General features: G+C 61.2%; 22 protein-coding genes and 1 pseudogene. 8 read left to right on the forward strand and 15 right to left on the reverse strand.

The annotated features are described in order from the left end of the window. Nucleotides 1-38 precede the first annotated feature (38 nt). The 14 genes and pseudogenes from mdcH to pilG all read right to left on the reverse strand — a co-directional run bounded on the left by mdcH (nucleotide 39) and on the right by pilG (nucleotide 17342). Nucleotides 39-959 (reverse strand): malonate decarboxylase subunit epsilon, encoded by a 921-nt coding sequence (gene mdcH / locus AB4O11_RS06425; RefSeq protein ID WP_257356521.1) that lies wholly within the window; start codon nucleotides 957-959, stop codon nucleotides 39-41. After that, nucleotides 956-1576 carry a malonate decarboxylase holo-ACP synthase gene (locus AB4O11_RS06430; RefSeq protein ID WP_016984758.1) on the reverse strand — a complete coding sequence of 207 codons (621 nt, stop codon included), beginning with the start codon at nucleotides 1574-1576 and terminating at the stop codon, nucleotides 956-958. The genes mdcH and AB4O11_RS06430 overlap by 4 nt, the downstream gene beginning before the upstream one ends. Next, on the reverse strand, nucleotides 1570-2355 hold the full coding sequence (mdcE, locus tag AB4O11_RS06435) for a biotin-independent malonate decarboxylase subunit gamma (RefSeq protein WP_460089154.1): 786 nt from the start codon (nucleotides 2353-2355) through the stop codon (nucleotides 1570-1572). The genes AB4O11_RS06430 and mdcE overlap by 7 nt, the downstream gene beginning before the upstream one ends. Next, nucleotides 2352-3203, reverse strand: a complete 852-nt coding sequence (locus tag AB4O11_RS06440) for a biotin-independent malonate decarboxylase subunit beta (protein ID WP_093429848.1) — start codon at nucleotides 3201-3203, stop codon at nucleotides 2352-2354. Before AB4O11_RS06440 ends, mdcE begins: the two co-directional genes overlap by 4 nt. Continuing rightward, on the reverse strand, nucleotides 3196-3495 hold the full coding sequence (locus AB4O11_RS06445; RefSeq protein WP_007913697.1) for a malonate decarboxylase subunit delta: 300 nt from the start codon (nucleotides 3493-3495) through the stop codon (nucleotides 3196-3198). The genes AB4O11_RS06440 and AB4O11_RS06445 overlap by 8 nt, the downstream gene beginning before the upstream one ends. Further along, nucleotides 3495-4367 carry a triphosphoribosyl-dephospho-CoA synthase gene (locus AB4O11_RS06450; RefSeq protein WP_460089155.1) on the reverse strand — a complete coding sequence of 291 codons (873 nt, stop codon included), beginning with the start codon at nucleotides 4365-4367 and terminating at the stop codon, nucleotides 3495-3497. Before AB4O11_RS06450 ends, AB4O11_RS06445 begins: the two co-directional genes overlap by 1 nt. Further along, nucleotides 4367-6037 carry a malonate decarboxylase subunit alpha gene (gene mdcA, locus AB4O11_RS06455; RefSeq protein WP_098966058.1) on the reverse strand — a complete coding sequence of 557 codons (1671 nt, stop codon included), beginning with the start codon at nucleotides 6035-6037 and terminating at the stop codon, nucleotides 4367-4369. Before mdcA ends, AB4O11_RS06450 begins: the two co-directional genes overlap by 1 nt. A 321-nt stretch (nucleotides 6038-6358) precedes the next feature. Next, nucleotides 6359-6723: pseudogene (locus tag AB4O11_RS06460) on the reverse strand (DUF6124 family protein). Nucleotides 6724-7374: 651 nt separating this feature from the next. Next, nucleotides 7375-7845 carry a chemotaxis protein CheW gene (locus AB4O11_RS06465; protein ID WP_460089157.1) on the reverse strand — a complete coding sequence of 157 codons (471 nt, stop codon included), beginning with the start codon at nucleotides 7843-7845 and terminating at the stop codon, nucleotides 7375-7377. Beyond that, entirely contained in the window at nucleotides 7838-13747 is a 5910-nt protein-coding gene (locus AB4O11_RS06470; protein WP_460130361.1) for a hybrid sensor histidine kinase/response regulator, read from the reverse strand. Before AB4O11_RS06470 ends, AB4O11_RS06465 begins: the two co-directional genes overlap by 8 nt. An 11-nt stretch (nucleotides 13748-13758) precedes the next feature. Next, the gene (locus AB4O11_RS06475; RefSeq protein WP_093429842.1) at nucleotides 13759-15807 is read right to left on the reverse strand and encodes a methyl-accepting chemotaxis protein; all 2049 of its coding nucleotides are present in this window, start codon (nucleotides 15805-15807) and stop codon (nucleotides 13759-13761) included. Nucleotides 15808-15961: 154 nt separating this feature from the next. Next, nucleotides 15962-16501, reverse strand: a complete 540-nt coding sequence (locus AB4O11_RS06480) for a chemotaxis protein CheW (RefSeq protein WP_122604417.1) — start codon at nucleotides 16499-16501, stop codon at nucleotides 15962-15964. A 10-nt stretch (nucleotides 16502-16511) separates the two neighbouring features. Next, on the reverse strand, nucleotides 16512-16877 hold the full coding sequence (gene pilH, locus AB4O11_RS06485; RefSeq protein WP_007897961.1) for a twitching motility response regulator PilH: 366 nt from the start codon (nucleotides 16875-16877) through the stop codon (nucleotides 16512-16514). A 60-nt stretch (nucleotides 16878-16937) separates the two neighbouring features. Further along, a complete protein-coding gene (gene pilG / locus AB4O11_RS06490; protein WP_007913673.1) occupies nucleotides 16938-17342 on the reverse strand; it encodes a twitching motility response regulator PilG in 405 nt (134 codons plus the stop codon). A gap of 225 nt (nucleotides 17343-17567) precedes the next feature. Here pilG and gshB point away from each other — a divergent pair, with 225 nt between their 5' ends. The 7 genes from gshB to AB4O11_RS06525 all read left to right on the forward strand — a co-directional run bounded on the left by gshB (nucleotide 17568) and on the right by AB4O11_RS06525 (nucleotide 23614). After that, on the forward strand, nucleotides 17568-18539 hold the full coding sequence (gene gshB / locus AB4O11_RS06495) for a glutathione synthase (protein ID WP_038358804.1): 972 nt from the start codon (nucleotides 17568-17570) through the stop codon (nucleotides 18537-18539). A 107-nt stretch (nucleotides 18540-18646) separates the two neighbouring features. Beyond that, nucleotides 18647-19546 (forward strand): energy transducer TonB, encoded by a 900-nt coding sequence (locus AB4O11_RS06500; protein WP_093429840.1) that lies wholly within the window; start codon nucleotides 18647-18649, stop codon nucleotides 19544-19546. A 171-nt stretch (nucleotides 19547-19717) separates the two neighbouring features. After that, nucleotides 19718-20290: a YqgE/AlgH family protein gene (locus tag AB4O11_RS06505; protein ID WP_016985971.1), complete on the forward strand. Its 573-nt coding sequence runs from the start codon at nucleotides 19718-19720 to the stop codon at nucleotides 20288-20290. After that, the gene (ruvX, locus tag AB4O11_RS06510) at nucleotides 20290-20727 is read left to right on the forward strand and encodes a Holliday junction resolvase RuvX (RefSeq protein WP_064589634.1); all 438 of its coding nucleotides are present in this window, start codon (nucleotides 20290-20292) and stop codon (nucleotides 20725-20727) included. Before AB4O11_RS06505 ends, ruvX begins: the two co-directional genes overlap by 1 nt. Nucleotides 20728-20807: 80 nt before the next feature. Continuing rightward, complete coding sequence (gene pyrR, locus AB4O11_RS06515; protein ID WP_034153653.1) at nucleotides 20808-21314, forward strand: bifunctional pyr operon transcriptional regulator/uracil phosphoribosyltransferase PyrR; 507 nt, start codon at nucleotides 20808-20810, stop codon at nucleotides 21312-21314. A gap of 27 nt (nucleotides 21315-21341) precedes the next feature. Then, nucleotides 21342-22346: an aspartate carbamoyltransferase catalytic subunit gene (locus AB4O11_RS06520; protein WP_007913665.1), complete on the forward strand. Its 1005-nt coding sequence runs from the start codon at nucleotides 21342-21344 to the stop codon at nucleotides 22344-22346. Further along, nucleotides 22343-23614 (forward strand): dihydroorotase, encoded by a 1272-nt coding sequence (locus AB4O11_RS06525; protein WP_099757416.1) that lies wholly within the window; start codon nucleotides 22343-22345, stop codon nucleotides 23612-23614. The genes AB4O11_RS06520 and AB4O11_RS06525 overlap by 4 nt, the downstream gene beginning before the upstream one ends. Before the next feature lie 93 nt (nucleotides 23615-23707). Here AB4O11_RS06525 and AB4O11_RS06530 read toward each other — a convergent pair whose 3' ends face one another. Beyond that, nucleotides 23708-24139 (reverse strand): NINE protein, encoded by a 432-nt coding sequence (locus tag AB4O11_RS06530; protein WP_007913651.1) that lies wholly within the window; start codon nucleotides 24137-24139, stop codon nucleotides 23708-23710. Between the two features lie 248 nt (nucleotides 24140-24387). Here AB4O11_RS06530 and AB4O11_RS06535 point away from each other — a divergent pair, with 248 nt between their 5' ends. Further along, the gene (locus AB4O11_RS06535) at nucleotides 24388-25005 is read left to right on the forward strand and encodes a C40 family peptidase (protein ID WP_095049466.1); all 618 of its coding nucleotides are present in this window, start codon (nucleotides 24388-24390) and stop codon (nucleotides 25003-25005) included. Nucleotides 25006-25085: the final 80 nt, after the last annotated feature.

The raw sequence follows: 25085 nt of genomic DNA on the forward strand, positions 1-25085 counted from the left end.
AATGTTGTTTTTGTTGTTCGAAGCTTGAGTCGGCGGTTTTAGAGTTGGCGGCCACCCTCCTCACGCAACAGCGCCTGCAAGGTGTCGAGACGCGCACTGTCGAAGGCCGTGACCGTGCCCTGCTCGAACACCCGGCGCGCCAGTCCGGTCAGCACCGCACCGGGCGGCAGTTCGATCTGTAAACGTACGCCACGCTCGTAGGCGCTTTGTACGGTGCCGCGCCAATCCACCACGCGGCACATGTTGAAGGCGAGGTCGTCGCGCAGCGCTTCGATTTTGGTCACAGGACGCGCGCGGCTGCCGCTCAGGTAAGCGATTTTCGGAGTTTTCAGTTCAACTTTGGCGAAGGCCTCGGCGAGGGTTTGTGCAGGTGCCTCCAGCAGCGGACAGTGCGACGGCACACTCACCGCCAGGCGTTTCGCCAGACCAGCGCCACGACTGCGCGCCAGTTCAGCCACCACTTGCATGGCCTCGTCACTACCGGCGATCACCACCTGGTTATCGGCATTGATGTTGGCCAGGTGCACCGGCGAATCTTCGCTGTGCACCTGTGCGAGCAGTGTTTCGACTGTGGATAATTGCAGGCCGATGATCGCGGTCATGCCGTAGCCCTGTGGATAAGCCTGTTGCATCAACTCACCGCGCAGGCTGACCAGATGCAGCGCATCGCTGAAGCTCAACGCTCCAGCGACCACCGCTGCCGGGTAAGCGCCGATGGACAAGCCGGCGACGTAATCCGCCGTGAGTCCGTCCTGCAATAACTGTCGTGAAGCCGCGACGCCGGCGATCAGCAGGCACAGCTGAACCGCCCTCGTCGTGCGCAATGCTTGAGCAGAATCGAGCAGCAAAACATCTTCGCCAAGTACATCACTGGCTTCGACCAAGGTTTCCCGAGGCAAGCGCTGAAACATGCCCGCCTGCTGCGCGCCCTGACCGGGGAACACCAGCAGACTGCTCACGCTGCCTGCTCCTGCGGATTCCACGGATCAATCACCAGGCAAGCCTGATGAGCATTTTTCAGCAGCACCCGCGCCGAACCGCTAGCCCATTCACGCAAAGCCACAGCACCAAACGGCGTCTGCAATTGCATATCCACCCGGCACACAGCCTGATCAAAAACCGCGACAAGTTTGCGTGCCTGATTACGCGTGATCAGTTGCGGTGTACGCAGAATCAAATCGAGATCACTGGCCGCGTGCATCGCGGTAAAACCGCTGGCCAATTCAAACCCGACACTGCCGCTGACACCCCAGACCCAACCGCAATCGTCGAGCATCGGCCGCAGCTGTTGGAGCGCGTGCATGACTGGCAGATTGCGCTCACTGTCGACGTGACACAGCGCCTCTGGACTGACCCGACAGGCAATCGAATCGACGGCCATAAATGCCGCCCAGCGCTGCTCGCGCAACACACCGCGCACGCCGACCGCGACAAAACCCTCAGCACTCAACGCCCGTCGCACTACCACCGGTTGCCCGGCGGCTAATGACTCGACGGCCCACAGCGGCGCATCCGCCGGCAACTGCGCCGGGGTCATGCCCCAGAGCAGATCGTGGGCCAGAGGCGTGCTCACCACTGCGCCCTCAGCAGTTCGCGAACCTTGCTGGAGGCCGCACGATTCTTCGCGCCGAGGCGATTGCTCAGATCAGTGCTGACGACATCGCCGATGGCTTGCTTCAGGCACTCGTTAACTCTCGATAGATCCTCCGCCGTCGGCTGCTCAATCTGCTGCACCGACAGGGTTTCCCAGAGCAATCCGAGGCTGGCGTAGCTGTCGATGTCATAAGCCATCGGTGGCACACTGGCGGCCAGCGCTTCGAGCTCTTCAACACTGCGCAACGTCACCCGCGCCGCCGACGCCTTGCCCATCGCATGCACCATCACGCCCGGATCGCGCAGCGCAATCAAACGGTTGGCCTGATAACCATGAGCGAGAAACGCCCCGGACATTGCCTTACCGACCAGTAATGCAATCACCGGATGCCCGGCCAACCGCGCACGGGCATAACTGTCCGCCGCACCGGCCAGCGCCTGATGAATGCCGAGTGCTTCTTCGCGCCGACCATAAGCCTGGCTCGGCACATCGACGATGGCGATGATCGGGCGTTTCTGCGCTTTGTCACGATCAGCAGTGATCGCGTCATCCACAGCCTTGGCCAGACCCCAGCCTTCAAGCAAGCCGACTTCGCCATTGCGAGCACGCGGAAAGCGATTGTCCGGGTCAGCGACCACGGCGATAAATCGCCCAAGTTCACCATCGGCAACCCGCAGCGATGGCGGCAAACCCTCAACGGCTTTCGCCCCGGCGCTCAAGGCGTCGAACCAGCTCAAACCGCGCAGTGAATAACCGCTCATGAGCGCTCTCCTTGATACAGATCGCGAACCACCGACGGTTCGATTTGCGGGTCAGTGTTGAGGCTGCTCAGGCGTTGCAGAAACCATTCGGCGCGTTGCCTGCGTGGTTGTTTTGGCAAACCTTGCTGCAGCAATTCGCCGACCTGCTGACGAATCTTCGCCACATCATCGGCGACATAACGATCCACCAGACCAGTGTCGAAACGCTGCTCGCCACCGGTCAGGCTCCAAATGAACGGCCGGTCGCGGGAGTCGTATTCTTCGATCCCGGCTTCTTGCTCGATCACTTGCGGGCCGTTCAAACCGAGGCGTGCTTCCTGAGTCACCAGCAAATAGCTGCACAGCGCCGCCGCAATCGACATACCGCCAAAACAACCAACGCTGCCCGCCACGACCCCAACCACCGGTTGGTACTGCTGCAAATCGACAATCGCCGCATGAATATCAGCAATCGCCGCCAGCCCGAGATTGGCTTCCTGCAAGCGCACGCCACCGGTTTCCAGCAGCAACACCGCGCGGGTCGGAATGCCTTTGCGGTTGTCTTCAGCCGCCAGTTCCAGCGCGCCGGCAATCTTCGCCCCGCCGACTTCGCCAAGGCTGCCGCCCTGAAACGCGCCTTCAATTGCGGCAATGACCACTGGCAAACCGTCGAGGCTGCCCTTGGCGATCACCACGCCGTCATCGGCCTGCGGCACCACGCCCTGACGTTCAAGCCACGGCGACATCACCCGTTGAAACGGGTCGAGCAATTCACGAAAGCTGCCGGCATCGAGCAAGGCTTTCGCCCGTTGCCGCGCGCCGAGCTCGACGAAGCTGTGTTTGTTGAGCAACGCTGCGCTGTCAGTCATGGCCGATCTCCTCGAAACCTTGTTCCAGACGCAAACGCACCACCCCCGGCGTCGCGCCGAAATCGTGGATATCGATGGCCATCGCCGGCGGCGTGGTGCCGTCGAACATCCGCGCAAACAGGTGCTGCCAACGCAACTGCGCGCCGTTGACCGAGGTCTGCACATTGATTGTCAGTTTGCCGGCCAGACCCGGTTCGATCAGCACTTCCAGATCACCCGAGCCGACACAACCGACCAGCGCACGGCCGCGTGGCGGCTGCCCGGCGGGGAATTCAAACGATAGGGTTTCCATCAAAACGCTCCCTGAAGGATGCCGTCGCGCTCGATGCGATCGAGCAGCAGTGTGGCGGCGAGCAAGTCGGCGGCGCCACCGGGCGAGGCATTCAATGCGATGAGTTGTTGATCGAGATCGTGCAGGCGACGGCGACCGCTGAGGCTGGCGCTGCCACCGGCGTCGAGCACCGCTTGCGCGCCGGACTGCATGGCGTGCAGACCCTCTTCGCCGGCGCGGTAGAGCACGCAGGTGTCGGCGAGGTCAGTCATGATTGCGAGCAAGGCGTCGAGCCGGGCGTTCTGTTCGCCGTGGCCATTGGCGCGGCTGAGTTTGAGTTGCGGCAGACCGCGTTGCAGCACCGAAGGGAAGCCGAGTTGCGCTTCCTCACGAGCGCCGCGAGCGCCGTAACGCAGGGCGACTTGCGCGCCGTGGCTCAAGGGTTTTGGTGCGTGGCGATCGTCCAACAAGGCCAGGCGTGCGGCGCGCAAGGTCACGGCATTGGCGCTGGAAGATTGTGGTTCCAGCGCAGCGGCGGTCACCAATAATCCCAAGGCCCAGATCGCCCCACGATGCGTGTTCACGCCGTTGGTGGTGGTGAGCATCGCTTGCTCACCTTCACGGCCGATGCGGCCAATCGCTTCGCGCAACGCTGAATCGACTTCACCGATTGCAACCGCCGCTTCAGCCATCTCCTTGAACGCCGGCCACAACGACAGCGCCGAAGCGTGCATCAGGCCCAGGTGCAGATCGGTGTGCGCGCCATTGCCGCGACGGTCGACCAGTGCCGGTTTCGGCGACAGATCGGCTTCGTCGATCAGCGCGTCCACCGCCAGGTCGGCCAATCGATCAGCCAGGGACAGCGGTTTCGCTTGCAGGTTAAATGCGTGCATTACCAGCTCCTGAATTTGGCGGGCGGGTTGTACAGGCCGCCGGACCACTCGACCAGATCGGCCACGCTTTTTGCCGCGAGCAGTTCGCGGGTGGCGTCGGTGCGACGGATGCCGAGGTCTTCGGGCAAGGCGATCAGGCCTTCGCGGCGCATGCGTTCGGTGTCTTTCGGGTTGTGGCGCAGGCCGATCGCGGTGACGCCGGCGACCGCTGCGATCATCGCCTGACGCTCTTCCAGCGAGCGCGCCTTGTACAGGTAGGCGATGCCTTCTTCGGTGAGCAGGTGGGTGACGTCGTCGCCGTAGATCATGATCGGCGCCAGCGGCATGCCGCTTTTCTTCGCCACTTCCACGGCGTCGAGGGTTTCAACGAAGGTCGGTTTGCCGCCCTCCTGGAACGTCTCGACCATTTGCACCACGAGTTTCTTGCCGCGTTCGAGCATCGGTTGCTGCGCATCGTCATGACGCATATCGAGCCACGCCGGGGTGCCGTGACGCCGACCGCGCGGGTCGTGGCCCATGTTCGGCGCACCACCGAAACCGGCGAGGCGACCACGGGTCACGGTCGAGGAGTGGCCGTCGCCATCAACCTGCAACGTCGCGCCGATAAACAGATCCACCGCGTATTGCCCGGCGAGCTGGCAGAACATCCGGTTGGAACGCAGCGAGCCGTCGCGACCGGTGAAGAACACATCCGGGCGCGCGGCGATGTAGTTTTCCATACCCAGTTCGGTGCCGAAGCAATGCACGCTTTCGACCCAACCGCTCTCGATTGCCGGGATCAAAGTTGGGTGCGGGTTGAGCGTCCAGTTGCGACAGATCTTGCCTTTGAGGCCGAGGGATTCACCGTAGGTCGGCAGGATCAGCTCGATGGCGGCGGTGTTGAAACCGATGCCGTGGTTGAGCGACTGCACGTTGTGTTTTTCGTAGATGCCACGGATCGCCATCATCGCCATCAGCACGTGCACAGGCTTGATATGGCGTGGGTCGCGGGTGAACAGCGGTTCGATGTAGAACGGCTTGTCGGCCACCACCACGAAGTCGACCCATGAGGCGGGGATGTCGACGCGCGGCAGTTCGCTGACGTCGTCGACCAATTGGTTGACCTGGACGATGACGATGCCGTCGCTGAAGGCGGCCGGTTCGATCAGTGCCGGAGTGTCTTCGGTGCTCGGGCCGGTGTAGATGTTGCCGGCGCGGTCGGCCATGAACCCGGCCGAGAGCACGACGTTGGGGATCAGGTCCACCACCAGCCGGGCGTAGAGTTCGATGTAGGTGTGAATCGCGCCGATTTCCAGCAGGCCGTCTTCCAGCAACTGGCTGATGCGCAGGCTCTGGGTTCCGGCGAAGGAGAAATCAAGCTTGCGGGCGATGCCGCGTTCGAACAGGTCGAGGTGCTCGGAGCGGCCGACGCTGGGCATGATCATGTGCAGGTCGTGGAGCTTTTCCGGGTCGGCTTTGGCCAGCGAGCGCGAAAGGAAATCCGCCTGCTTCTGGTTGTTACCCTCCAGCACCACACGGTCACCGGGGTGGATCAGCGCTTCGAGCGCGGCGACGATCTTGTCGGTGGGCAACACCACACCGTCGGCCAGCCCGCGCACCTTGTCGAGGCGGCGCTGCTTCTCATCGCGCCGCCGCGTCCAGCGCGAGTCGGGGGAAATTGTTGTTGTCATGCTCACTCCACGGGGTTCGCTGTCGTGGAGCTAAGGTAGGCGTGTGGGGTGGGGGCATCAATCAAGCGCGGTGGTGAATCGTTACGCTGAGCGTAATGGTCAAGAGCGCCCTCACCCTAGCCCTCTCCCGGAGGGAGAGGGGACTGATTGGGGGATATTCGGGAATTGCGCCGACCTGGGAATGTTGCACTGAATCCGGAATTTACTAGGTTTACCAGATCCATAATCGACTCGGTTTTTCAGGTCGATGTACAACGCCAGACACCTCGGTCGGCCCCCTCTCCCTCCGGGAGAGGGCTGGGGTGAGGGTCAGCTTTTAAGTCACTCCGTCGGCACCAACCTATCCAACAAACGATTGACCGCCATCTCCGCCACCATCACCACCTGCGCAATACCCTGCACAGTCTTGCGGTGCGTACCTTCCACCATTGCCGCATGATTGTTGAGCATCACCGTGGCCGACCCGAGGGTTTCACTGGCGTCGGCCAGCAGGGATTCGGTGTCGGCATTCGGGTTGGCCATGTACAGCGTGTTCGGGGTGTAGGGCGTGGCCATCAGGTCGGCGTTGGTCGGACCGAGGTAATGGTCGAGGGCGCGCTCGGCGGCTTCGTGGAATTTCTTCGAATCGGAGGATTCGTAGGGGGATGCCGGGTCTGCGAGCGGGGGTTAGGCGTTGGTTTAATCATCTTCAGGTTCCGAAATAAAGCTGGAACCGCTTCTCTGCTAAAAGAAGGGGTGGCAGCTGAACGCAGGTTAGCAGACCGGGGAACCTAAGGAAGCCGGCGCGCCGAAGCGCCCTGCGCACAGCCGCCATCGAATGCAGGCGCTGAGCCTGACGATGATGCATGTGCACCCTTAGATTAACCACGGGCTGCTAAACCCGATCACTGGAAATCAGTGACGGAATCAAGTTACGCAGCATGCCCAAGGCGCACAAGCCGGCGGATTCTGGTGCATGCGTAGGCAGCGGCGCAAGGATTTGTAGGTTAGGGAGGCGTAACACAGAGTGTCTTTAAACAGCTGCGCTAAAGGGTGTTTATTGCGCACAAAGATTGAGGATTTTCCTGTCGGATTGAGGTGTAGCGACTGACGCTTTCGCGAGCAAGCTCGCTCCCACAGGAGATCTCCAGAGAACGCAGATTCTGTGTACGACAGAAACCCACTGTGGGAGCGAGCTTGCTCGCGAAGAGGCCAGCCGAAGCAGCGCAAGTTCTGGATCACCCCGCGGATGATCGTTCCCACGCTCTGCGTGGGAATGCCTCAACGGACGCTCTGCGTTCGGCTTTTTGGGACGCGGAGCGTCCCGGGCTGCATTCCCACGCGGAGCGTGGGAACGATCAGTGGGCTAGCCCAGCATCTACCAACAACTTCTCCAGCCCCAACAAATCCGGCACCTTTGCCACCTGCTCCCCGACCTGCACCGCCGCCTGCTCCAGCGCACACAACGGCACATCGACATAACTCAACTGGCTATCAAGCTTGTACGACCGCGGAATCCCCTGCACCAGCAGCGCAATGAATTTCAACTCCGGCAACCCGCCCAGCGCATTCAAAATCACGATCCGCGCGCGCTCGCCAATGACGATTTTCTGCCCGCACGCCGATTCAAAACTCAGCAACGGAATCTGCCGCTCACGCCACGTAACCTTGCCGAGATACCACGGCGGCGTATCCAGATCGAAGGCGCTGGCCTGGTAATCGATCAACTCAGCGACAGCAACGTTAGGCAGGATCAAATTGCGATCCGCCAACGGCAGCAGCAACCCGGTCAGTTGGCTGCTGCGCTGATTATGCCGGCGCTCATGCATGTTTCTTGCTCCATTGGGCAATGCTTTCAAGCAGCACCGACTCTTGATACGGCTTGCCGAGGTAGTCGTTGACGCCAATCGCCATGGCACGGTCGCGGTGTTTCTGGCCGGTGCGTGAGGTGATCATGATGATCGGCAAGTGTTGCAGGCGTTCGTCGTTGCGTACCTGGGTGGCGACTTCGAAGCCGTCCATGCGCGGCATTTCGATGTCGAGCAGCATCAGGTCGGGCATGTGTTCTTCGAGCAGCAGCATGGCGTCGACACCGTCCTTGGCCGTGAGCACGTTCATGCCGTGACGTTCGAGCAAACGGCTGGTGACCTTGCGTACGGTGACCGAGTCGTCGACCACCATCACCAGCAGCGGTTTCTGCGGTTCGCTGTCGATCTCCGGCAGCGTCGGTGTCTGCGCAACCCGCGCTTGCATTGCCCGAATCGGTGCGAGCAAATCGAGAATCAGCACCACCCGGCCATCGCCGAGAATCGTCGCCCCGGACACGCCCTGCACCGCCGCGAATTGCGCGCCAAGGCTCTTCACCACGATCTCGCGGGTGCCGGCCATGGTATCGACCAGCACCGCGATGCGCCGGTCGTTGTAGTGCACCAGCAGCACCGGCAACGGCAGGTTCTGGCCGAGCAGTTTTGGCCGTGGCGCGGTTTTCAGCAGTTCGCCGAGGTAGCACAGTTCATAGGTCTGGCCGCCGTAGTGGTAGCGCGGTGGATCCTGGCGGAAGTGCCCTTCCAGATCATTCGGCAACACGCGGACGATGCCTTCGATGGTGTTCAGCGGAATCGCATATTGATCCTCGCCACACTGCACCATCAATGCGCGGTTGACCGACACGGTGAATGGCAAACGAATACGGAAATGCACGCCCTGCCCCGGCACCGAGTCGATGCTCATGCTGCCGCCGAGTTGCCGCACTTCTTCATGCACCACGTCCATGCCGACGCCGCGTCCGGAAATCTGCGTGATCTTTTCCGCTGTGGAAAACCCCGGCTGAAGGATGAACTGCAACACGTCGCGGTCGCTGATCTCAGCTTCCGGCGCGAGCATGCCACGCTTGATCGCCTTGCGCCGCACCGCTTCCAGTGGCACCCCGGCACCGTCGTCGCGAATGTCGAAAACGATGTCGCCGCCCTCGCGGGACAGGTCCAGGCTTACCGTGCCCTGCGCCGGTTTGCCTGCCGCCAGCCGCACCTCGGCGGACTCCAGACCATGATCGACGGCATTGCGCAGCATGTGTTCCAACGGCGCGGCCATGCGTTCGAGTACGTTGCGATCCATCTCGCCTTCGGCGTTGCCGACGACAAACGCGACGTCTTTGTTCAGCTCTTCAGCGACCTGGCGGACGATGCGTTTCAAACGCGGCAACATGCGCTCGAACGGCACCATGCGCGTGCGCATCAGGCCTTCCTGCAATTCGGTATTGATCCGCCCCTGTTGCTGCAACAGGTTCTCGGCGTCGTGGTTGCGGCGGTCGAGGGTTTCCTTGAGGTCGAGCAAGTCGGAGGCCGATTCGAACAGCGCGCGAGACAGTTGCTGCAACTGCGAATGGCGGTCCATTTCCAGCGGATCGAATTCTTCGTAGCCGAGACGTTCGGCATCGACTTGCTGGCGGCTGAGAATCCGCCCCTGGGTTTCGGTATCGAGACGACGCAACTGATCGCGCATGCGTTCGATGGTGGTTTCCATCTCGTTCAGGGCGATCTGTGCGTCGTTGACCTGCTGCTCGATGCGACCACGGAAGATCGAGGTTTCCCCGGCCAGATTGACCAGCTCATCGAGCAGTTCGGCGGAGACTTTGACCATGTCCGCGCCAGCGTCAGCAGCCGGCGGCGCCGCGTCAGTCTTGACCGGAACGGGTAGCACTGGCGGCGTTTCTATCGTCACCGGATGGCTGAAATTCTGGATCGCGTTGATCAGCCGATCGGCCGGTGGACACGGTTGCCCGGCGCGCACGCCATCGAGCATTTGTGCCAGCCGATCATGGCCGCGCTGCACCAGCGCAAACAGCTCCGCCGACGGCTGCAAAGCGCCGCTGGAAAGACTTTCGTAAAGGTATTCCAGCTCATGGGCGAGGTCGCCGATCGGCCCGATCTCGACCATCCGCGCGCCACCCTTGAGGGTGTGCAGATCGCGCAGCAGGGTTTCCACTTCCTGGCGATTGCCCGGCTCGGCTTGCCAGCGCAGCAGCGCGGCGCCGGAGTTTTCGATGATGTCGAAACCTTCTTCGAGGAAGATTTCCAGCAGTTCGGGATCGTGGCCAGCGCTGTCGTGCTCGGTTGTTGCTGACGGCGCTTCGGCGACGCTGTGGCCCTGACGTACCTGACGAATCGTGTCGATCAGATCCTGCGCCGGGATCAGCGGCTGATGGCTTTGCAGTTGATCAAGCAACAATGCCAAACGCTCATGACTCTTGAGCAGCAAGCGCCCCAGGCTTTCGCTGTAGTGGTAGCGACGATCCACCAAGCCTTCGTAAAAGCTTTCCAGCTCCTGAGCCAGATCGCCAATGGCCTCGACTTCAGCCATCCGCGCGCCACCCTTGAGGGTGTGCAGATCGCGTTGCAGCGAGGACAGTGGTGCAGCGTTGTCCGGGTCGCTCAACCAGCGCTGCAAGGCTTGGCCTGAGCTATCGAGAATGTCGACCGCTTCTTCAAGGAAAATCTCGACGATCTCGTCATCGGGTTCAAGCGCCGTTGCCTTTTGCTGCAACTCGGCGGTGGCGCTGCCCAGTTCACGGATGCTCAGGGTACGGCTGCCATCGCTGCGAATCAGGCCCATGGACGATGGGTCGAGGCTCTGATCGAGCAGATCATGCAACGCCCGGATCCGCACCGGTTGCGGCGTGACTTCCTGGCCTGCGGCCAGTTCGTCGAGCATGTTGATCAGCGCTTCGTGAGCGTTCTGCGCTTCGCGGAAAAACTGTTCACTGACCGCCAGGCTGCTTTCTTCCACCGCGCCATACAGGTCGAGCAAGGCTTCGCACAGCACGTCCACCGGCAGCAGATCCGCCAGATGTGCGCCTTCGCCGAGGGTGGTCAGCTCATCCAGCAAGGCGCTGAGTTCCTGACGCTCGCCGGGGTGTTGCTGCCAGCGCTGCAACAGGCTTTCAGCGTCGAGCAGGATGTCCATGCCCTGAGCGAGGAAGTTGTTGATCAGTTGCGGATCACGCTTGATCCGCAGGCCGGTATTGGGCGCATCGAGGATCGATTCCAGACGCTCGGCGAGCAGGGTTTCCGAGCGTTTGATCAGCGACTGTGCACCGACAATCGGCGCCAGCGGATCATGCTTGAGTTGACGCAGGCCGACGCGGAACAGGCCCTCGGCTTCCAGCAGCAACTCCACTTCGTCGAGGTCCAGCGGCAACTGGTGCGCCTTGAACTCGCGGGCCAGTTGATCGAGCGGCGCAGCGAGTTCGGCAATCGGCAACACCCCGGCCATCGACGCACTGCCCTTGAGCGTGTGCAGGGCGCGCTGCAATTCATCGCTGGCCTGTAGCGGCACATGCTCGGCGGCCTGATCGAGAAAGCGGTTGAGGCTGGCGAGGTGGGTCTCGGCTTCTTTGCGGAAGATTTCCAGCAACAGCGGATCGAGCGCCGCGACATCGTCGACGTCTTCGGCGGCCAGCGGCTCGTCGCCCTTGGCCAAAGCGTGAGCACGGGCAGCGAGTTGATCGACATCACTGCGCTGACGCTGACTATTGATGGCGAACTCGTTGATCAACTCGGGCAGCAACAACACCGTGTCGGTGAGCAGTTGCTGCACCACCGAGCCCGGTTCGACACTTTGTTCGAGCACGCGGTTGAGCAGGTTTTCCACCGACCACGCCAGCTCGCCGAGGATCAGCGCGCGGACCATGCGCCCGCTGCCCTTGAGGGTGTGGAAGGCACGGCGCAGTTCGGTCAGCGCATCGCGATCCTGCGCATTGGCGATCCAGCGCGGCAGGTATTCGTGGAGGACTTCGAGGACCTCGTCGGTCTCTTCGAGGAACACTTCGCGCAGCTCATCGTCGACCGGTTCTTCATCGGCTGGCGGCGGCATCAGGCTGCCCGGCGTGATCAATGCCGGCGGGTTGAGCGCTGAAACCGGGCTGGCCAGAACGTCGGCCAGCGACTGCACGGTTTCCGGGTCATCAAGCGCTTGCATGTCCTGCATCACCAGCGCTTCGCTGGGGCTGAGCACGTCGTCGAGTACCGGTACATGCAGCGCACCGGGCTGTTGATCGGGAAAGAAACCCAGACTGGCGAGGGATTTCTGCGCTACATCCAGCAGCTGTTCGCCCGCTGCCTGCGGGTCATCGCTCAATCGTTCGAGGTAGTACTCGAGGCTGCTGATGACATCGGCCAGATGATCCAGTTGTTCCCAGCCCGGCTCATGCGGATCAAGCAGCAAATGTTCGCGGATAAAACCGTTGCAGGCCTCAACCAGACTCGCCGCCCGGCTGAGCGGAATCATCGCCAGCGCACCGCGCACCTGAGTCAGCAGCGCCGGCAACGGTTGCAGGTGCTGGCGATCCCAATCGGCGTCGATGTAGTCGACGATCATGTCCTTGGCCTGTTGCAGGCAGATGCGTGCTTCCTTGATGACGATCTGATGGATCTGCGTCAGGTCGGTGGTTGGCAGGCGCGTATCTTCCGGGCTTTCCGGCTCGACGGTGCCGACCATTCCGGCCAGCGTCGCTTCGACGTAGAGCAGCGCGCCGGCAACGTCCATCAGGATCGCGTCGTTCGGTTCGCGCTGGCCCTGAGCGAGGCTGAGCACCACGGCCAATTGATCAATGATCACTTTGCGCGGCTGGCCGAAACCGAGCACCGCGAGGGTGTCGGCGATCTGCCGCAGGGGTGCGAGCAGGTTTTCCAGATCCGAGGTGTGCTGGCGGTCGCTGCGCACGAACAGGTCGAGGCGCTCCTTGACCCGCACCAGTTCTTCACACAACGCCGCCAGCACCGAGCGCATCGCATCGCGATCGGGGCCGGCCAGGCGCGCGCGTTCTTCGTCGACCATCGCGCTGTCGGGCAACGCGTCGTCCAGGGAGTAGCGATCTTTCATGGTCAGCATCTGCCCGGTGGGATGTTCGGCTTTGGCAATATAGAACAACAGGCTTTTCAGCAGCTCAGCCGGAGGCGGCTGATTGAGGCCGGACATACCTTGCTCGAGCAGACGCTTGAGCTCTTTGTCGGCATCCTTGAACAGGCTGCGCAGCGCCGGGCTGTTGGCGATGACGCCTGCGCGCATGCCCTCGACCAGCGCCGAGGCGACTTGCCACAGCGGACTCAGCGGCGAATCACCGCTCAGCGCTTCGAGGCGAGTGAATACTTTGGCCAGATAACCGAGGTGGGTCTGGTCATCCTGCTCGCGCAGCAAACCGACCAAAGCCATTTGCAGCATCTGGCGCAATTTGCGCAGCACGTTCGGCAGTTCTGCCGGCTCCAGCAGTGCCAGCGCTTCTGCGTTTAGCTGTGCCAGTTCGGGCAGTTGCGGGCTGAACAGGCTGGTTTCAGACAACAGGCTTTCGCCACGGGCGCTGCGCAGATCGTTGATCAGCGGCAGCACCACCAACGGCAAATCTCTCCGGGCGCTCTGCACGCGGTCGAGGTAGATCGGCAATTGCCCAAGGGCTTGCAGCAACAGGTGCAGGGCTTCGTCGCGATGGCTGACGCGCTCGTGCTGCAAGGCTTCGACCAGATGTTCCATTTCTTCGGCGAGCAAGGCTGCACCGTAGAACTCGACCATCTGCAAACTGCCGTGGACCTGATGGATGTGATCCAGGCACTCGTCCAGCCCGGGAAAGGCTTGCGGGTCGTCGAGCACGGCTTCAATTGCTTGATGCGCCTGTTTCAGCGTTTCGGCAATTTCGCCTTTGACCCATTCGAGGGCCACGTAGTCGTGCCGATCACCCATAACCACTCCACTCACGCTTTATCTGTCGCCGCCGGCAAGGTGAAGCCGGACACCGAACGCCGTAGCTGACTGGCCATTTTCGTCAGGTTGCCGATGCTCTCGGCGGTGGCCGTGGAGCCGGACGAGGTCTGCGAGGTGATCTGCTGGATCACGTTCATCGTCAGCGAGATCTGCCCGGCCGAAGTCGTCTGCTGTTGCGCTGCGTTGGAGATGCTTTGAATCAGCGCCGCAAGGGTCTTCGACACGCCTTCGATTTCTTCCAGGGCCACACCGGCATCCTGCGCCAGTCGCGCGCCGCGCACCACTTCGGTGGTGGTTTGCTCCATCGAGATGACCGCTTCGTTGGTGTCGGTCTGAATGGCCCGCACCAGGGTTTCGATCTGCCGGGTCGCGGCGGACGAGCGTTCAGCCAGTCGCTGCACTTCATCGGCGACCACGGCAAACCCGCGCCCGGCATCACCAGCCATCGACGCCTGAATCGCCGCATTGAGGGCGAGGATGTTGGTCTGGTCGGCAATGTCGTCGATCAGGCTGACGATGTCGCCGATTTCCTGCGACGACTCGCCCAGACGCTTGATGCGTTTGGCGGTGTCCTGAATCTGTTCGCGAATGTTGTCCATGCCGTGGATGGTGTTGTGCACCACCTCGTTGCCCTTGTTGGCGATCTCCACGGACCGCTCGGCTACCGCTGAAGACTCAGCGGCGTTGGCCGAAACCTGGTCGATGGATTCGGCCATGTCGCTGATCGCCGTCGAGGCTTCGGAAATCTGCTGAGCCTGATGCTCCGAGGCCTGGGCCAGGTGCATGGCGGTGGCCTGGGTTTCCTGCACGGCGGCGGCAACCTGGCCGGCGGTGAGGTTGATCGTCGCGACCAGATCGCGCAATTGGTCGACGGAGTAGTTGATCGAGTCGGCGATGGTGCCGGTGAAGTCTTCGGTCACCGAAGCGGTCACGGTGAGGTCGCCGTCAGCGAGGTCTTCGATTTCATCGAGCAGGCGCATGATCGCGTTCTGATTGCGCTCGTTCTTCTCGGCGGTTTCGCGCAACTGGCGATTGGTTTCGCGGACCATGACCATGCCGATGAGGATGATCGAGGCCAGCGCCAGCAAACCGAGGACGTAGCCGCCGATGGTGTCAGTGTTGCGCCCACCGGCAAGGTTCTCGAAGCGAGTGGCCAAGTGCGAGGCTTCGTCGAGCAGGGTTTGCGAGAGGCTGAAGATATTGCTCGCCGATTCACGAACCTTGAACAGCTCCGGCGAGGTTTCGAGGATTTCATCGACGGAGCCGGAGACAAACTGGAACAGCTCGGAGATTTCGCTCAAACGAGCACGGGCGTCGCGATCTTCGACCTGGCTGATTTTCAGCGTCGGGTTGCCTTGCAGCATGCCGTTGAGCACTTGGCCGAAGCGCGTGGCATCGCGGCCAAAGGCGTCGGCGGCTTGCTGCGAGTTTTCGTCGCCAGCGAGCACCGTGTTGACCGCGCCGAGGATGCGTTCGGCGAGCAGCGATTGACGTTGGGCCATCGCCACTTGCGCGGCCGGGGCACCGCGCTGGAGGAGGATTTCGACGACTTTTTCGTATTCAATCTGCAACTGCGGCACGGTTTCGGCCAGCGTTGCGGCGACCTGATGCAGCGACAGCACGGTCTGTTCGCTGGAAAGAATCGCGTCGGTGTTTTTCAGCAGGCGTTCCCAGTCGAGCTGCACGGCGCGCATTTCCGGGCGCACAGTAGCCGGGGCGGGAGGCAGGCCGGTGGCCGGGTCGCCCTTCTTCAGGTAACCCCAGCGCTGGGCGAAATCGTTGCGCGCGTCGCTGAGCAATTTGAACGCGGCAGCCTTGCCGGCGGCGGCTTCGGTGGCGTTCTTGGCGATGCGTTGCGAGAGCACGCGCAGCTCACCGGCGTGGCCGATGTACTGTTTGTCGTAGTTCGCCTGGGTGTTGAGGTAAGCGAAGTTGGCGAACAGCAGCATGATGAACACGATCAGTGCGATGAACAGCACGATGATCTGCGAGCGACTGCGCGAGCCTTCCGCCGGCTTGCCTGTTTTTGCTTTTGTCATCGGTCCTCGCCCTTAACCCACACCTTTGAGGCCTGCTGCAATCCCTGTGGGAGCGAGCCTGCTCGCGAAAGCGCTGGGTCAGCCAATATTTATCTTGCCTGACACGCCCTCTTCGCGAGCAGGCTCGCTCCCACAGGGGACGGTGTTGAATCTGTTATATCGCGACACTCATGAACACCGGGGATTTGGCCAGGGCAAACAGGCTGAACACCCGCCAGTTCTGCTCACGGCGGAAATAGCCTTTGACGAACTCGGCCTTGGAGCCCTGGCGTTTGCTGATCGAGATCGGTTCGAAGCTGTCCTGCTCGAAATGCTGCAGACCAATCACCTCATCGACCATCAGCCCGGCAAACACATCGCCATGCTCGACCACCAATACCCGCCGCTGTTTACGCAACGGCGACAGTTCATGGCCGAAGAAACCGCACAGATCCATGATCGGCAGCAGCCGCCCGCGCAGGTTAGCCACGCCTTTGACCCATGGTTTGACCCCGGGCAACTGGGTGAATCGCGGTTCATGCAGCACTTCGCTGACTTCGCCCATCGGCGCCACATACCAATGCTCGCCAAGGCGAAAGCCGATGCCGCTCCAGCGATCCTGGCGCGCCGCTTGCGACGGCAGGTCCGCCGCCAGCAAGCGGCAGCGCTGGTCGATTTGCCAGAGCAGTTCGAACGCGGTCAGCGATTCGCTCATGGTTGCGCGATCAACCGGCCAAAACGTTGTTCAGCGTCTTGATCAGGGTGTCTTCGTCGACCGGTTTGGTCAGGTAATCCTTGGCGCCCTGACGGGTGCCCCAGACCTTGTCGGTTTCCTGATCCTTGGTAGTGATGATGATCACCGGGATATGTCCGGTTTCCGGGTCTTTGGTCAACTGACGGGTTGCCTGAAAACCATTGAGGCCGGGCATGACGATGTCCATCAATACCGCGTCAGGTTTTTCCTGACGGGCAAGGGCCACGCCGTCGGCGCCGTTTTCGGCCTTCAGCACTTCATGGCCGTGCTTTTCGAGCATGCCGGTGAGTTTGTACATTTCAGTCGGCGAATCATCAACGATCAGGATGCGTGCCATGGTTTTCCCCATTTTTCTTGTCGACGCGCGGCCCGCTGGCCGAGCGTCACTGTACGTGTCTTACTGCGGCAAAACGGCGGCGAAGCCCGGAACATGGGCCTGAATCGCGTTGAGCAGTTCTTCCTTGCTGAAAGGTTTGGTCAAAAATTGATCAGAGCCGACAATCCGCCCCTTGGCCTTGTCGAACAGCCCGTCGCGCGATGACAGCATGATCACCGGCGTCGCCTTGAACGCGCTGTTGTTCTTGATTAAAGCGCAGGTCTGATAACCATCCAGACGCGGCATCATGATGTCGACAAAAATGATCCCGGGATGGTTGTCGGCGATCTTCGCAAGGGCGTCGAAACCGTCGATCGCCGTGATCACTTCGCAACCGACATTCTTCAACAATGTTTCGGCGGTGCGACGAATCGTTTTCGAGTCGTCGATCACCATGACCTTCAAGGCGCTGGACTGCTGTTCCATAAGAGGGCTCTACCGTCGCCTTTGCGAATCAATTTGTCCGTTTTGCGATGACTGATGGCCGGAAACCCTTGATGTTCAAGGGCCAGCACTGCTTGGCAGCCTTTTTAGCACAGTCTCCAGATGCAATCTATCGACGGGTTTTTCCTTGACCGAAAACCCGCCCGGCGCCACTCTGGCGGCACTTTTTCAATACCGATCCGGTAGCCAATTTTCGAGGAAAACCCAATGAGCGTTCGCGTCGGGATTGTCATGGACCCTATCGCCAGCATCTCCTATAAAAAGGATAGCTCGCTGGCCATGCTGCTGGCCGCGCAGAAGCGTGGCTGGGAACTGTTCTATATGGAACAGCGCGACCTGTATCAGGGTGAAGGTCAGGCCCGGGCGCGCATGAAGCCGCTGAAAGTCTTCGCCAACCCGGAAAAATGGTTCGAACTGGACGCCGAGCAGGACAACCTGCTGAGCGATCTCGACGTGATACTGATGCGCAAGGATCCGCCGTTCGACATGGAGTTCGTTTACTCCACCTACCTGCTCGAACAGGCCGAAACCGCTGGCGTGCTGGTGGTGAACAAGCCGCAGAGCCTGCGCGACTGCAACGAAAAGCTGTTCGCCACGCTGTTCCCGCAGTGCACGCCGCCAACCATCGTCAGCCGTCGCGCCGACGTGCTGCGTGAATTCGCCGCCAAGCACGGCGACGTGATCCTCAAGCCGCTGGACGGCATGGGCGGCACGTCGATCTTCCGTCACCGCGCGGGCGATCCGAACCTGTCGGTGATTCTCGAAACCCTGACCGCCCTCGGTGGCCAGCAGATCATGGGCCAGGCCTACCTGCCGGCGATCAAGGACGGCGACAAACGCATCCTGATGATCGACGGCGAGCCGGTGGATTACTGCCTGGCGCGGATTCCGGCGCAGGGCGAAACCCGTGGCAACCTCGCGGCCGGTGGTCGTGGTGAGGCGCGCCCGCTGACTGACAAGGATCGCTGGATCGCCGCCCAAGTCGGCCCGACCCTGCGTGAGAAAGGCCTGCTGTTCGTCGGTCTCGACGTGATCGGCGAGAGCTTGACCGAAATCAACGTCACCAGCCCGACCTGCATCCGTGAAATCGACAATGCCTTCGGCACTGACATTGGCGGCATGCTCATGGATGCGATCGCCAAGAAGCTGCAAGCCGCCGGCAAAATGCCACAAGCTTGATGCACGTCACATGCAGTCTGTCGCTTGAAGCGTGAAGCCCAAGGCGTGAAACCAACATTGCGTTATCATGCGCAGCCTCTGAAAAACGCGATGTTGGTTTTCTTGTCATGACCCTCCCGTCCGATCTGCCCGCAGAACTCGCCCACCGTGGCGTGCGCCCGGCCGATCGCCTCGGATTTACCCTGTTTCTTGCGGCGCTGATCCATTTGGCGCTGCTGCTCGGCGTCGGCTTCACGATGGTCGAGCCCAAGCAAATCAGCAAAACCCTGGAAATCACCCTCGCCACCTTCAAGAGCGAAAAGAAGCCGGAGAAGGCTGACTTTCTCGCTCAACAGCATCAGGAAGGCAGCGGCACGCTGGACAAGAAGGCGATTCCGAAGACCACTGAGGTGGCGCCGTTCCAGGACAATCAGGTCAAAAAAGTCACCCCGCCACCGGCCGCCAAACCGCAAGTGCAGGAAGCCGCACCCAAAGCTGCGGTGACCACCGTCGCGCCGAAACCTAAAAAAGCGCCGACCAAGAAAGAAGAAGCCAAAACCGAAGTCAAACCGACAGTCGACGCGCCAGAATTCGACAGCTCACAGCTGTCCAGCGACATCGCCAGCCTCGAAGCCGAACTGGCCAAGGAACAGCAGTTGTACGCCAAGCGCCCACGCATCCACCGTTTGAGCGCGGCGTCGACCATGCGCGACAAGGGTGCCTGGTACAAAGACGACTGGCGCAAGAAGGTCGAGCGCATCGGTAACCTCAATTACCCCGAGGAAGCGCGGCGCAAGCAGATCTACGGCAATTTGCGCCTGATGGTCTCGATCAACCGCGACGGCTCGCTGTATGAAGTGCTGGTGCTGGAATCGTCCGGCCAGCCGCTGCTGGATCAGGCGGCGCAGCGCATCGTCCGGTTGGCAGCACCGTTTGCGCCGTTTACCGGGGACTTGTCGGATATCGATCGTCTGGAAATCATTCGCACCTGGAAATTTGCCCGGGGCGACAAGCTCTCGAGCAACTGACACACCACAACCCCTTGTAGGAGTGAGCCTGCTCGCGATAGCGGTGTATCAGTCAACAATTCCGATTCTGGCACACCGCTATCGCGAGCAGGCTCACTCCTACAATGGATCTGTGCTGTTGTCAGCATCTCCAGCTTGTCAGTTTGCCCCCCGAACGCCACACTAGCGCACATGAAAAACGTCAGCCCCAGCTACCTCAAGCATCAATTCCTGATCGCCATGCCACACATGGCCGACCCGAACTTTGCCCACACCTTGACCTACATCGTCGAGCACACGGCCAATGGCGCTATGGGGATTGTGGTCAACCGGCCGCAAGAGCTGAATCTGGCCGACATTCTTGAGCAATTGCGCCCGGACATCGACCCGCCTGCACTGTGCCAGCATGTGCCGATCTTCATTGGCGGCCCGGTGCAGACCGATCGCGGTTTTGTTCTGCACCCGGCGGGCAAGACCTTCCAAGCCACCGCGCAATTGGACGGTGATCTGGCCCTCTCGACCTCGCAGGACGTGCTGTTCGCCATCGCTGACGGCGTCGGCCCGGCAAAAAGCCTGATTGCCCTCGGTTACGCCGGTTGGGAAGCCGGGCAACTGGAAGCCGAACTCGCCGACAACGCCTGGCTGAACTGCCCGTACGACGCCGACATCCTGTTCAACACCAGCAGCGAACTGCGTCTGGAAGCGGCGGCCCGGCACTTGGGGATCAACCTCAGCCTGCTGACCAGCCAGGCAGGTCACGCCTGATGGCCCTGCGCCTGATTCTCGGCTTCGACTACGGCACCAAACAGATCGGCGTCGCGGTCGGCCAGGTGATTACCGGCCAGGCCCGTGAGCTGTGCACCTTGAAGGCACAGAACGGCGTGCCGGACTGGAACCAGGTCGAAGCCCTTATAAAAGAATGGAAACCCGATGCCGTTGTTGTCGGACTGCCGCTGAACATGGACGGCACCCCGAGCGACATGTGCGTACGCGCGGAAAAGTTTGCCCGCCGCCTCAATGGCCGCTTCAATCTGCCCTTCTATACCCACGACGAACGCCTGACCACGTTTGAAGCCAAAGGCGAGCGACTGGCCCGTGGCGGTCAAAAAGGCAGTTACCGCGACAACCCGGTGGACGCCATCGCCGCCGCTCTGCTGTTGCAGGGCTGGCTCGATGAAAACACTGCATTGTTTGAGTCCTGACAAGCGCTTCGGCGCTTTTCTTTTGAGTGAAAAACCGAGTCGCGTCCAAGGATCCGACTCGCCCCCAACAAGGAGCAACCATGAGCCTGCCAAATCCCGCCGATCTGATCAGCCAGATGGCGACCCGCCTCAAGGCGCACCTTGCCCAGCGTGAAATCACTGAACCGCGTTACATCGGCATCCGCACCGGCGGCATCTGGGTCGCGCAGGCCTTGCTCAAGGAACTGGGCAGCGATGCACCACTGGGCACGCTGGATGTGTCCTTTTACCGCGACGACTTCAGCCAGAACGGCCTGCACCCGCAAGTGCGCCCGTCCGCCCTGCCCTTCGAGATCGAAGGCCAGCATCTGGTGCTGATCGACGACGTATTGATGAGCGGCCGTACCATCCGCGCCGCCATGAACGAATTGTTCGACTACGGCCGCCCGGCCAGCGTGACCCTGGTCTGCCTGCTGGACCTCGACGCCGGCGAGCTGCCGATCCGCCCGAACGTGGTTGGCGCGACGCTGTCGCTGGCCGCACATGAACGGGTGAAGCTGTCCGGCCCCGAGCCGCTGACGCTCGAACTGCAAGACTTCAACCTTTAATCCGCCCTATTGAGAGTCCCCTTCGCGATGACGCCTCTAGATACCAAGCGCCCGCTGCAGCTCAATGATCAGGGCCAGCTGCGCCACTTCCTCTCGCTCGACGGCCTGCGCCGCGAGTTGCTGACGGAAATCCTCGACACTGCCGACTCGTTCCTCGAAGTCGGTGCCCGGGCGGTGAAGAAAGTCCCGTTGCTGCGCGGCAAGACCGTGTGCAACGTGTTCTTCGAAAACTCCACGCGCACCCGCACCACCTTCGAACTGGCGGCCCAGCGGCTGTCGGCGGACGTGATCACCCTGAACGTGTCGACCTCGTCGGCAAGCAAGGGCGAAACGCTGCTCGACACCCTGCGCAACCTCGAAGCCATGGCCGCCGACATGTTTGTCGTGCGCCACGGTGATTCCGGCGCCGCGCACTTCATCGCCGAGCATGTTTGCCCGCAAGTGGCGATCATCAACGGCGGCGACGGCCGTCACGCGCACCCGACGCAGGGCATGCTCGACATGCTCACCATCCGTCGGCACAAGGGCGGCTTCGAAAACCTCTCGGTGGCCATCGTCGGCGACATCCTGCACTCGCGGGTCGCACGTTCGAACATGCTCGCGCTGAAAACCCTCGGTTGCCCGGACATCCGCGTGATTGCGCCGAAGACCTTGCTGCCGATCGGCATCGAGCAATACGGCGTGAAGGTTTACACCGACATGACCGAAGGCCTGAAAGACGTCGACGTGGTGATCATGCTGCGCCTGCAGCGTGAGCGCATGACCGGCGGCCTGCTGCCGAGCGAAGGCGAATTCTACCGCCTGTTCGGCCTGACCACTGCGCGTCTGGCCGGGGCGAAACCGGATTGCATCGTCATGCACCCGGGGCCGATCAACCGGGGGGTGGAGATCGAGTCCGCAGTGGCCGACGGCCCGCACTCGGTGATCCTCAATCAGGTGACCTACGGCATCGCCATTCGTATGGCTGTGTTGTCCATGGCCATGAGCGGGCAAACCGCGCAGCGTCAATTCGAGCAGGAGAACGCCCAGTGAAGCTCAGCATTCTCGGCGCACGCGTCATCGATCCAAGCAGCGGCCTGGATCAAATCACCGACATTCACGTTGAAGCCTGCAAGATCGTCGCCCTCGGCGCCGCTCCAGCGGGTTTCACGGCAGTAGAAACCATTGATGCCCAAGGCCTCGTTGCCGCTCCGGGCCTGGTCGATCTGAACGTGGCCCTGCGCGAGCCGGGTTACAGCCGCAAAGGCTCGATCATCAGCGAAACCCGCGCTGCGGCGGCCGGCGGCGTGACCAGCCTGTGCTGCCCGCCGAAAACCAAGCCGGTGCTCGACACCTCGGCCGTGGCCGAACTGATCCTCGATCGCGCTCGCGAGGCCGGCAACACCAAGGTGTTCCCGATCGGCGCGCTGAGCAAAGGTCTGGACGGCGAGCAACTGGCCGAACTGGTGGCGCTGCGCGACGCTGGTTGCGTGGCGTTCGGCAACGGTCTGGAGAGCTTCCGCAACACCCGCACCCTGTGCCGGGCGCTGGAATACGCGGCGACCTTCGATCTGACGGTGATCTTCAACTCGCAGGATCACGACTTGGCTGAAGGTGGCTTGGCTCACGAAGGCGCGGTGGCCAGTTTCCTCGGCTTACCGGGGATTCCGGAAACCGCTGAAACCGTGGCATTGGCCCGTGACCTGCTGCTGGTTGAGCAAACCGGCGTACGTGCGCACTTCAGCCAATTGACCAGCGCCCGCGGCGTAGCCCTGATCGCTCAGGCGCAGGCCCGTGGCTTGAAGGTGACGGCGGATGTCGCGCTGTATCAACTGATTCTGACTGATGAGGCGCTGATCGACTTCAGCAGCCTGTACCACGTGCAACCGCCGCTGCGTACGCGTGCTGACCGTGATGGCCTGCGTGAAGCGGTGAAGTCCGGTGTGGTCACGGCGATTTCCAGCCATCACCAGCCGCACGAACGCGACGCCAAACTGGCGCCATTCGGCGCGACCGAGCCGGGCATCAGCAGTGTTGAGTTGCTGTTGCCGCTGGCGATGACGCTGGTTGAGGATGGGTTACTGGATTTGCCGACCTTGCTGGCGCGTTTGAGCGCTGGCCCGGCTGAAGCGCTGCGTCTGCCGGCGGGCAAACTGGCAGTGGGTGGTGCGGCGGATATCGTGCTGTTCGATCCGCAGGCTTCGACGGTGGCCGGTGAAGGCTGGTTGTCGAAGGGTGAGAACTGCCCGTTCATTGGGCACACTTTGCCGGGTGTGGTTCGCTATACGCTGGTGGATGGGCGGATCAGTCACCAGGCTTGATACCGCGTCGCCCCATTCGCGAGCAGGCTCGCTCCCACATTGGATCTGTGAACGACACAAATCCCCTGTGGGAGCGAGCCTGCTCGCGAAGCTTTACTGGAAGGCGCCTCTGCCTTCGGCGTTACGCACCGAGACCTGATCATTCAGCGTCCAGAAGTCATACAGCACCCCCAGAAAGAACAACCCGCCTGTCAGCAGATAGATCAGCCCACTGATCCACTTGCCCTGATACATCCGGTGCACACCCAATGCTCCGAGGAACGTCAGCAGAATCCACGCCACGTTGTACTCGATCGGCCCTGCGGTAAAACGCAGATCCGCCTCGCGATCCATCGCCGGGATCAGAAACAGGTCGATCAGCCAGCCAATACCCAGCAAACCGAAGGTGAAGAACCAGATCGTCCCGGTCACCGGCTTGCCGTAATAGAAGCGGTGAGCACCGGTAAAACCGAAAATCCACAGCAGATAACCGATGATTTTGCTGTGCGTATCTTGCTGCTGAACAAATTGTTGATAGGGGTTCATGAAGACCTCGATTCACACGATAGATAAATATTCTTGAATTCTTTGTGACTTTTTTACAGGTAGCCGACGTACGGCAAATGTTACCGTTGCTACCGTCAAAGCCTTATAGCACCTGACTTCTGTCCGACAATTGCGTCCATTTGCCGCTTATTTGGTTCCGTTGGCCTCCAACTGAATCGACCAACGGACTCGGAATGAAAAAAAACTCTGTTATAAAGTTGCGCGCTATCACTAAAGAGCCACGCCTAATGCGACCATTTTTCAAGACATGGCTAACCATCTGCCTATTAATGCCACTGGCCGCCCACGCCACCAATCGTGAGCAACGTCTTCCTAACGTTAACGGCTTTACCCCTAAATCCCATGCTTCGGCTCCCTCGAGCAAAAGCAGCAAAAGCAAAACCACCACGCTGAGCAGCAAGAGCCACAGCAAGCTGGTGCCACCGATGGCGAGCAAGGAAAGCAGCAACGTACTGAGCCGTGCGGTGAACGTCCTCGGTACCCCTTATCGTTGGGGCGGCAGCAGCCCAAGTAAAGGCTTCGATTGCAGCGGTCTGGTGAAATACGCGTTCAACGACGCTACGTTCGACCTGCCACGCACCTCCAACGCCATGGCCAGCGGTCACGGCGAGAAAGTCGAGCGCAAGGATCTGAAGCCGGGCGACCTGATTTTCTTCAACATCAAGAGCCGTCGGGTCAACCACGTTGCCATCTACCTGGGCAACGATCGCTTCATCCACGCTCCGCGTCGTGGCAAAGCGGTGAGCATCGATACGTTGAACAAGCCGTATTGGCAGCAGCATTACGTGGTTGCCAAGCGTGTGTTGCCGAAAGAGCAAAACCAGATGCGCGTGGTTCAGCGCTAACACCATACCGATCGTTCCCATGCTCCGCGTGGGAATGCCTCAATGGACGCTCCGCGTCCGCTTCGGCAGGGACGCAGAGC

It is taken from the genome of Pseudomonas sp. H1_D05, from assembly GCF_054682705.1.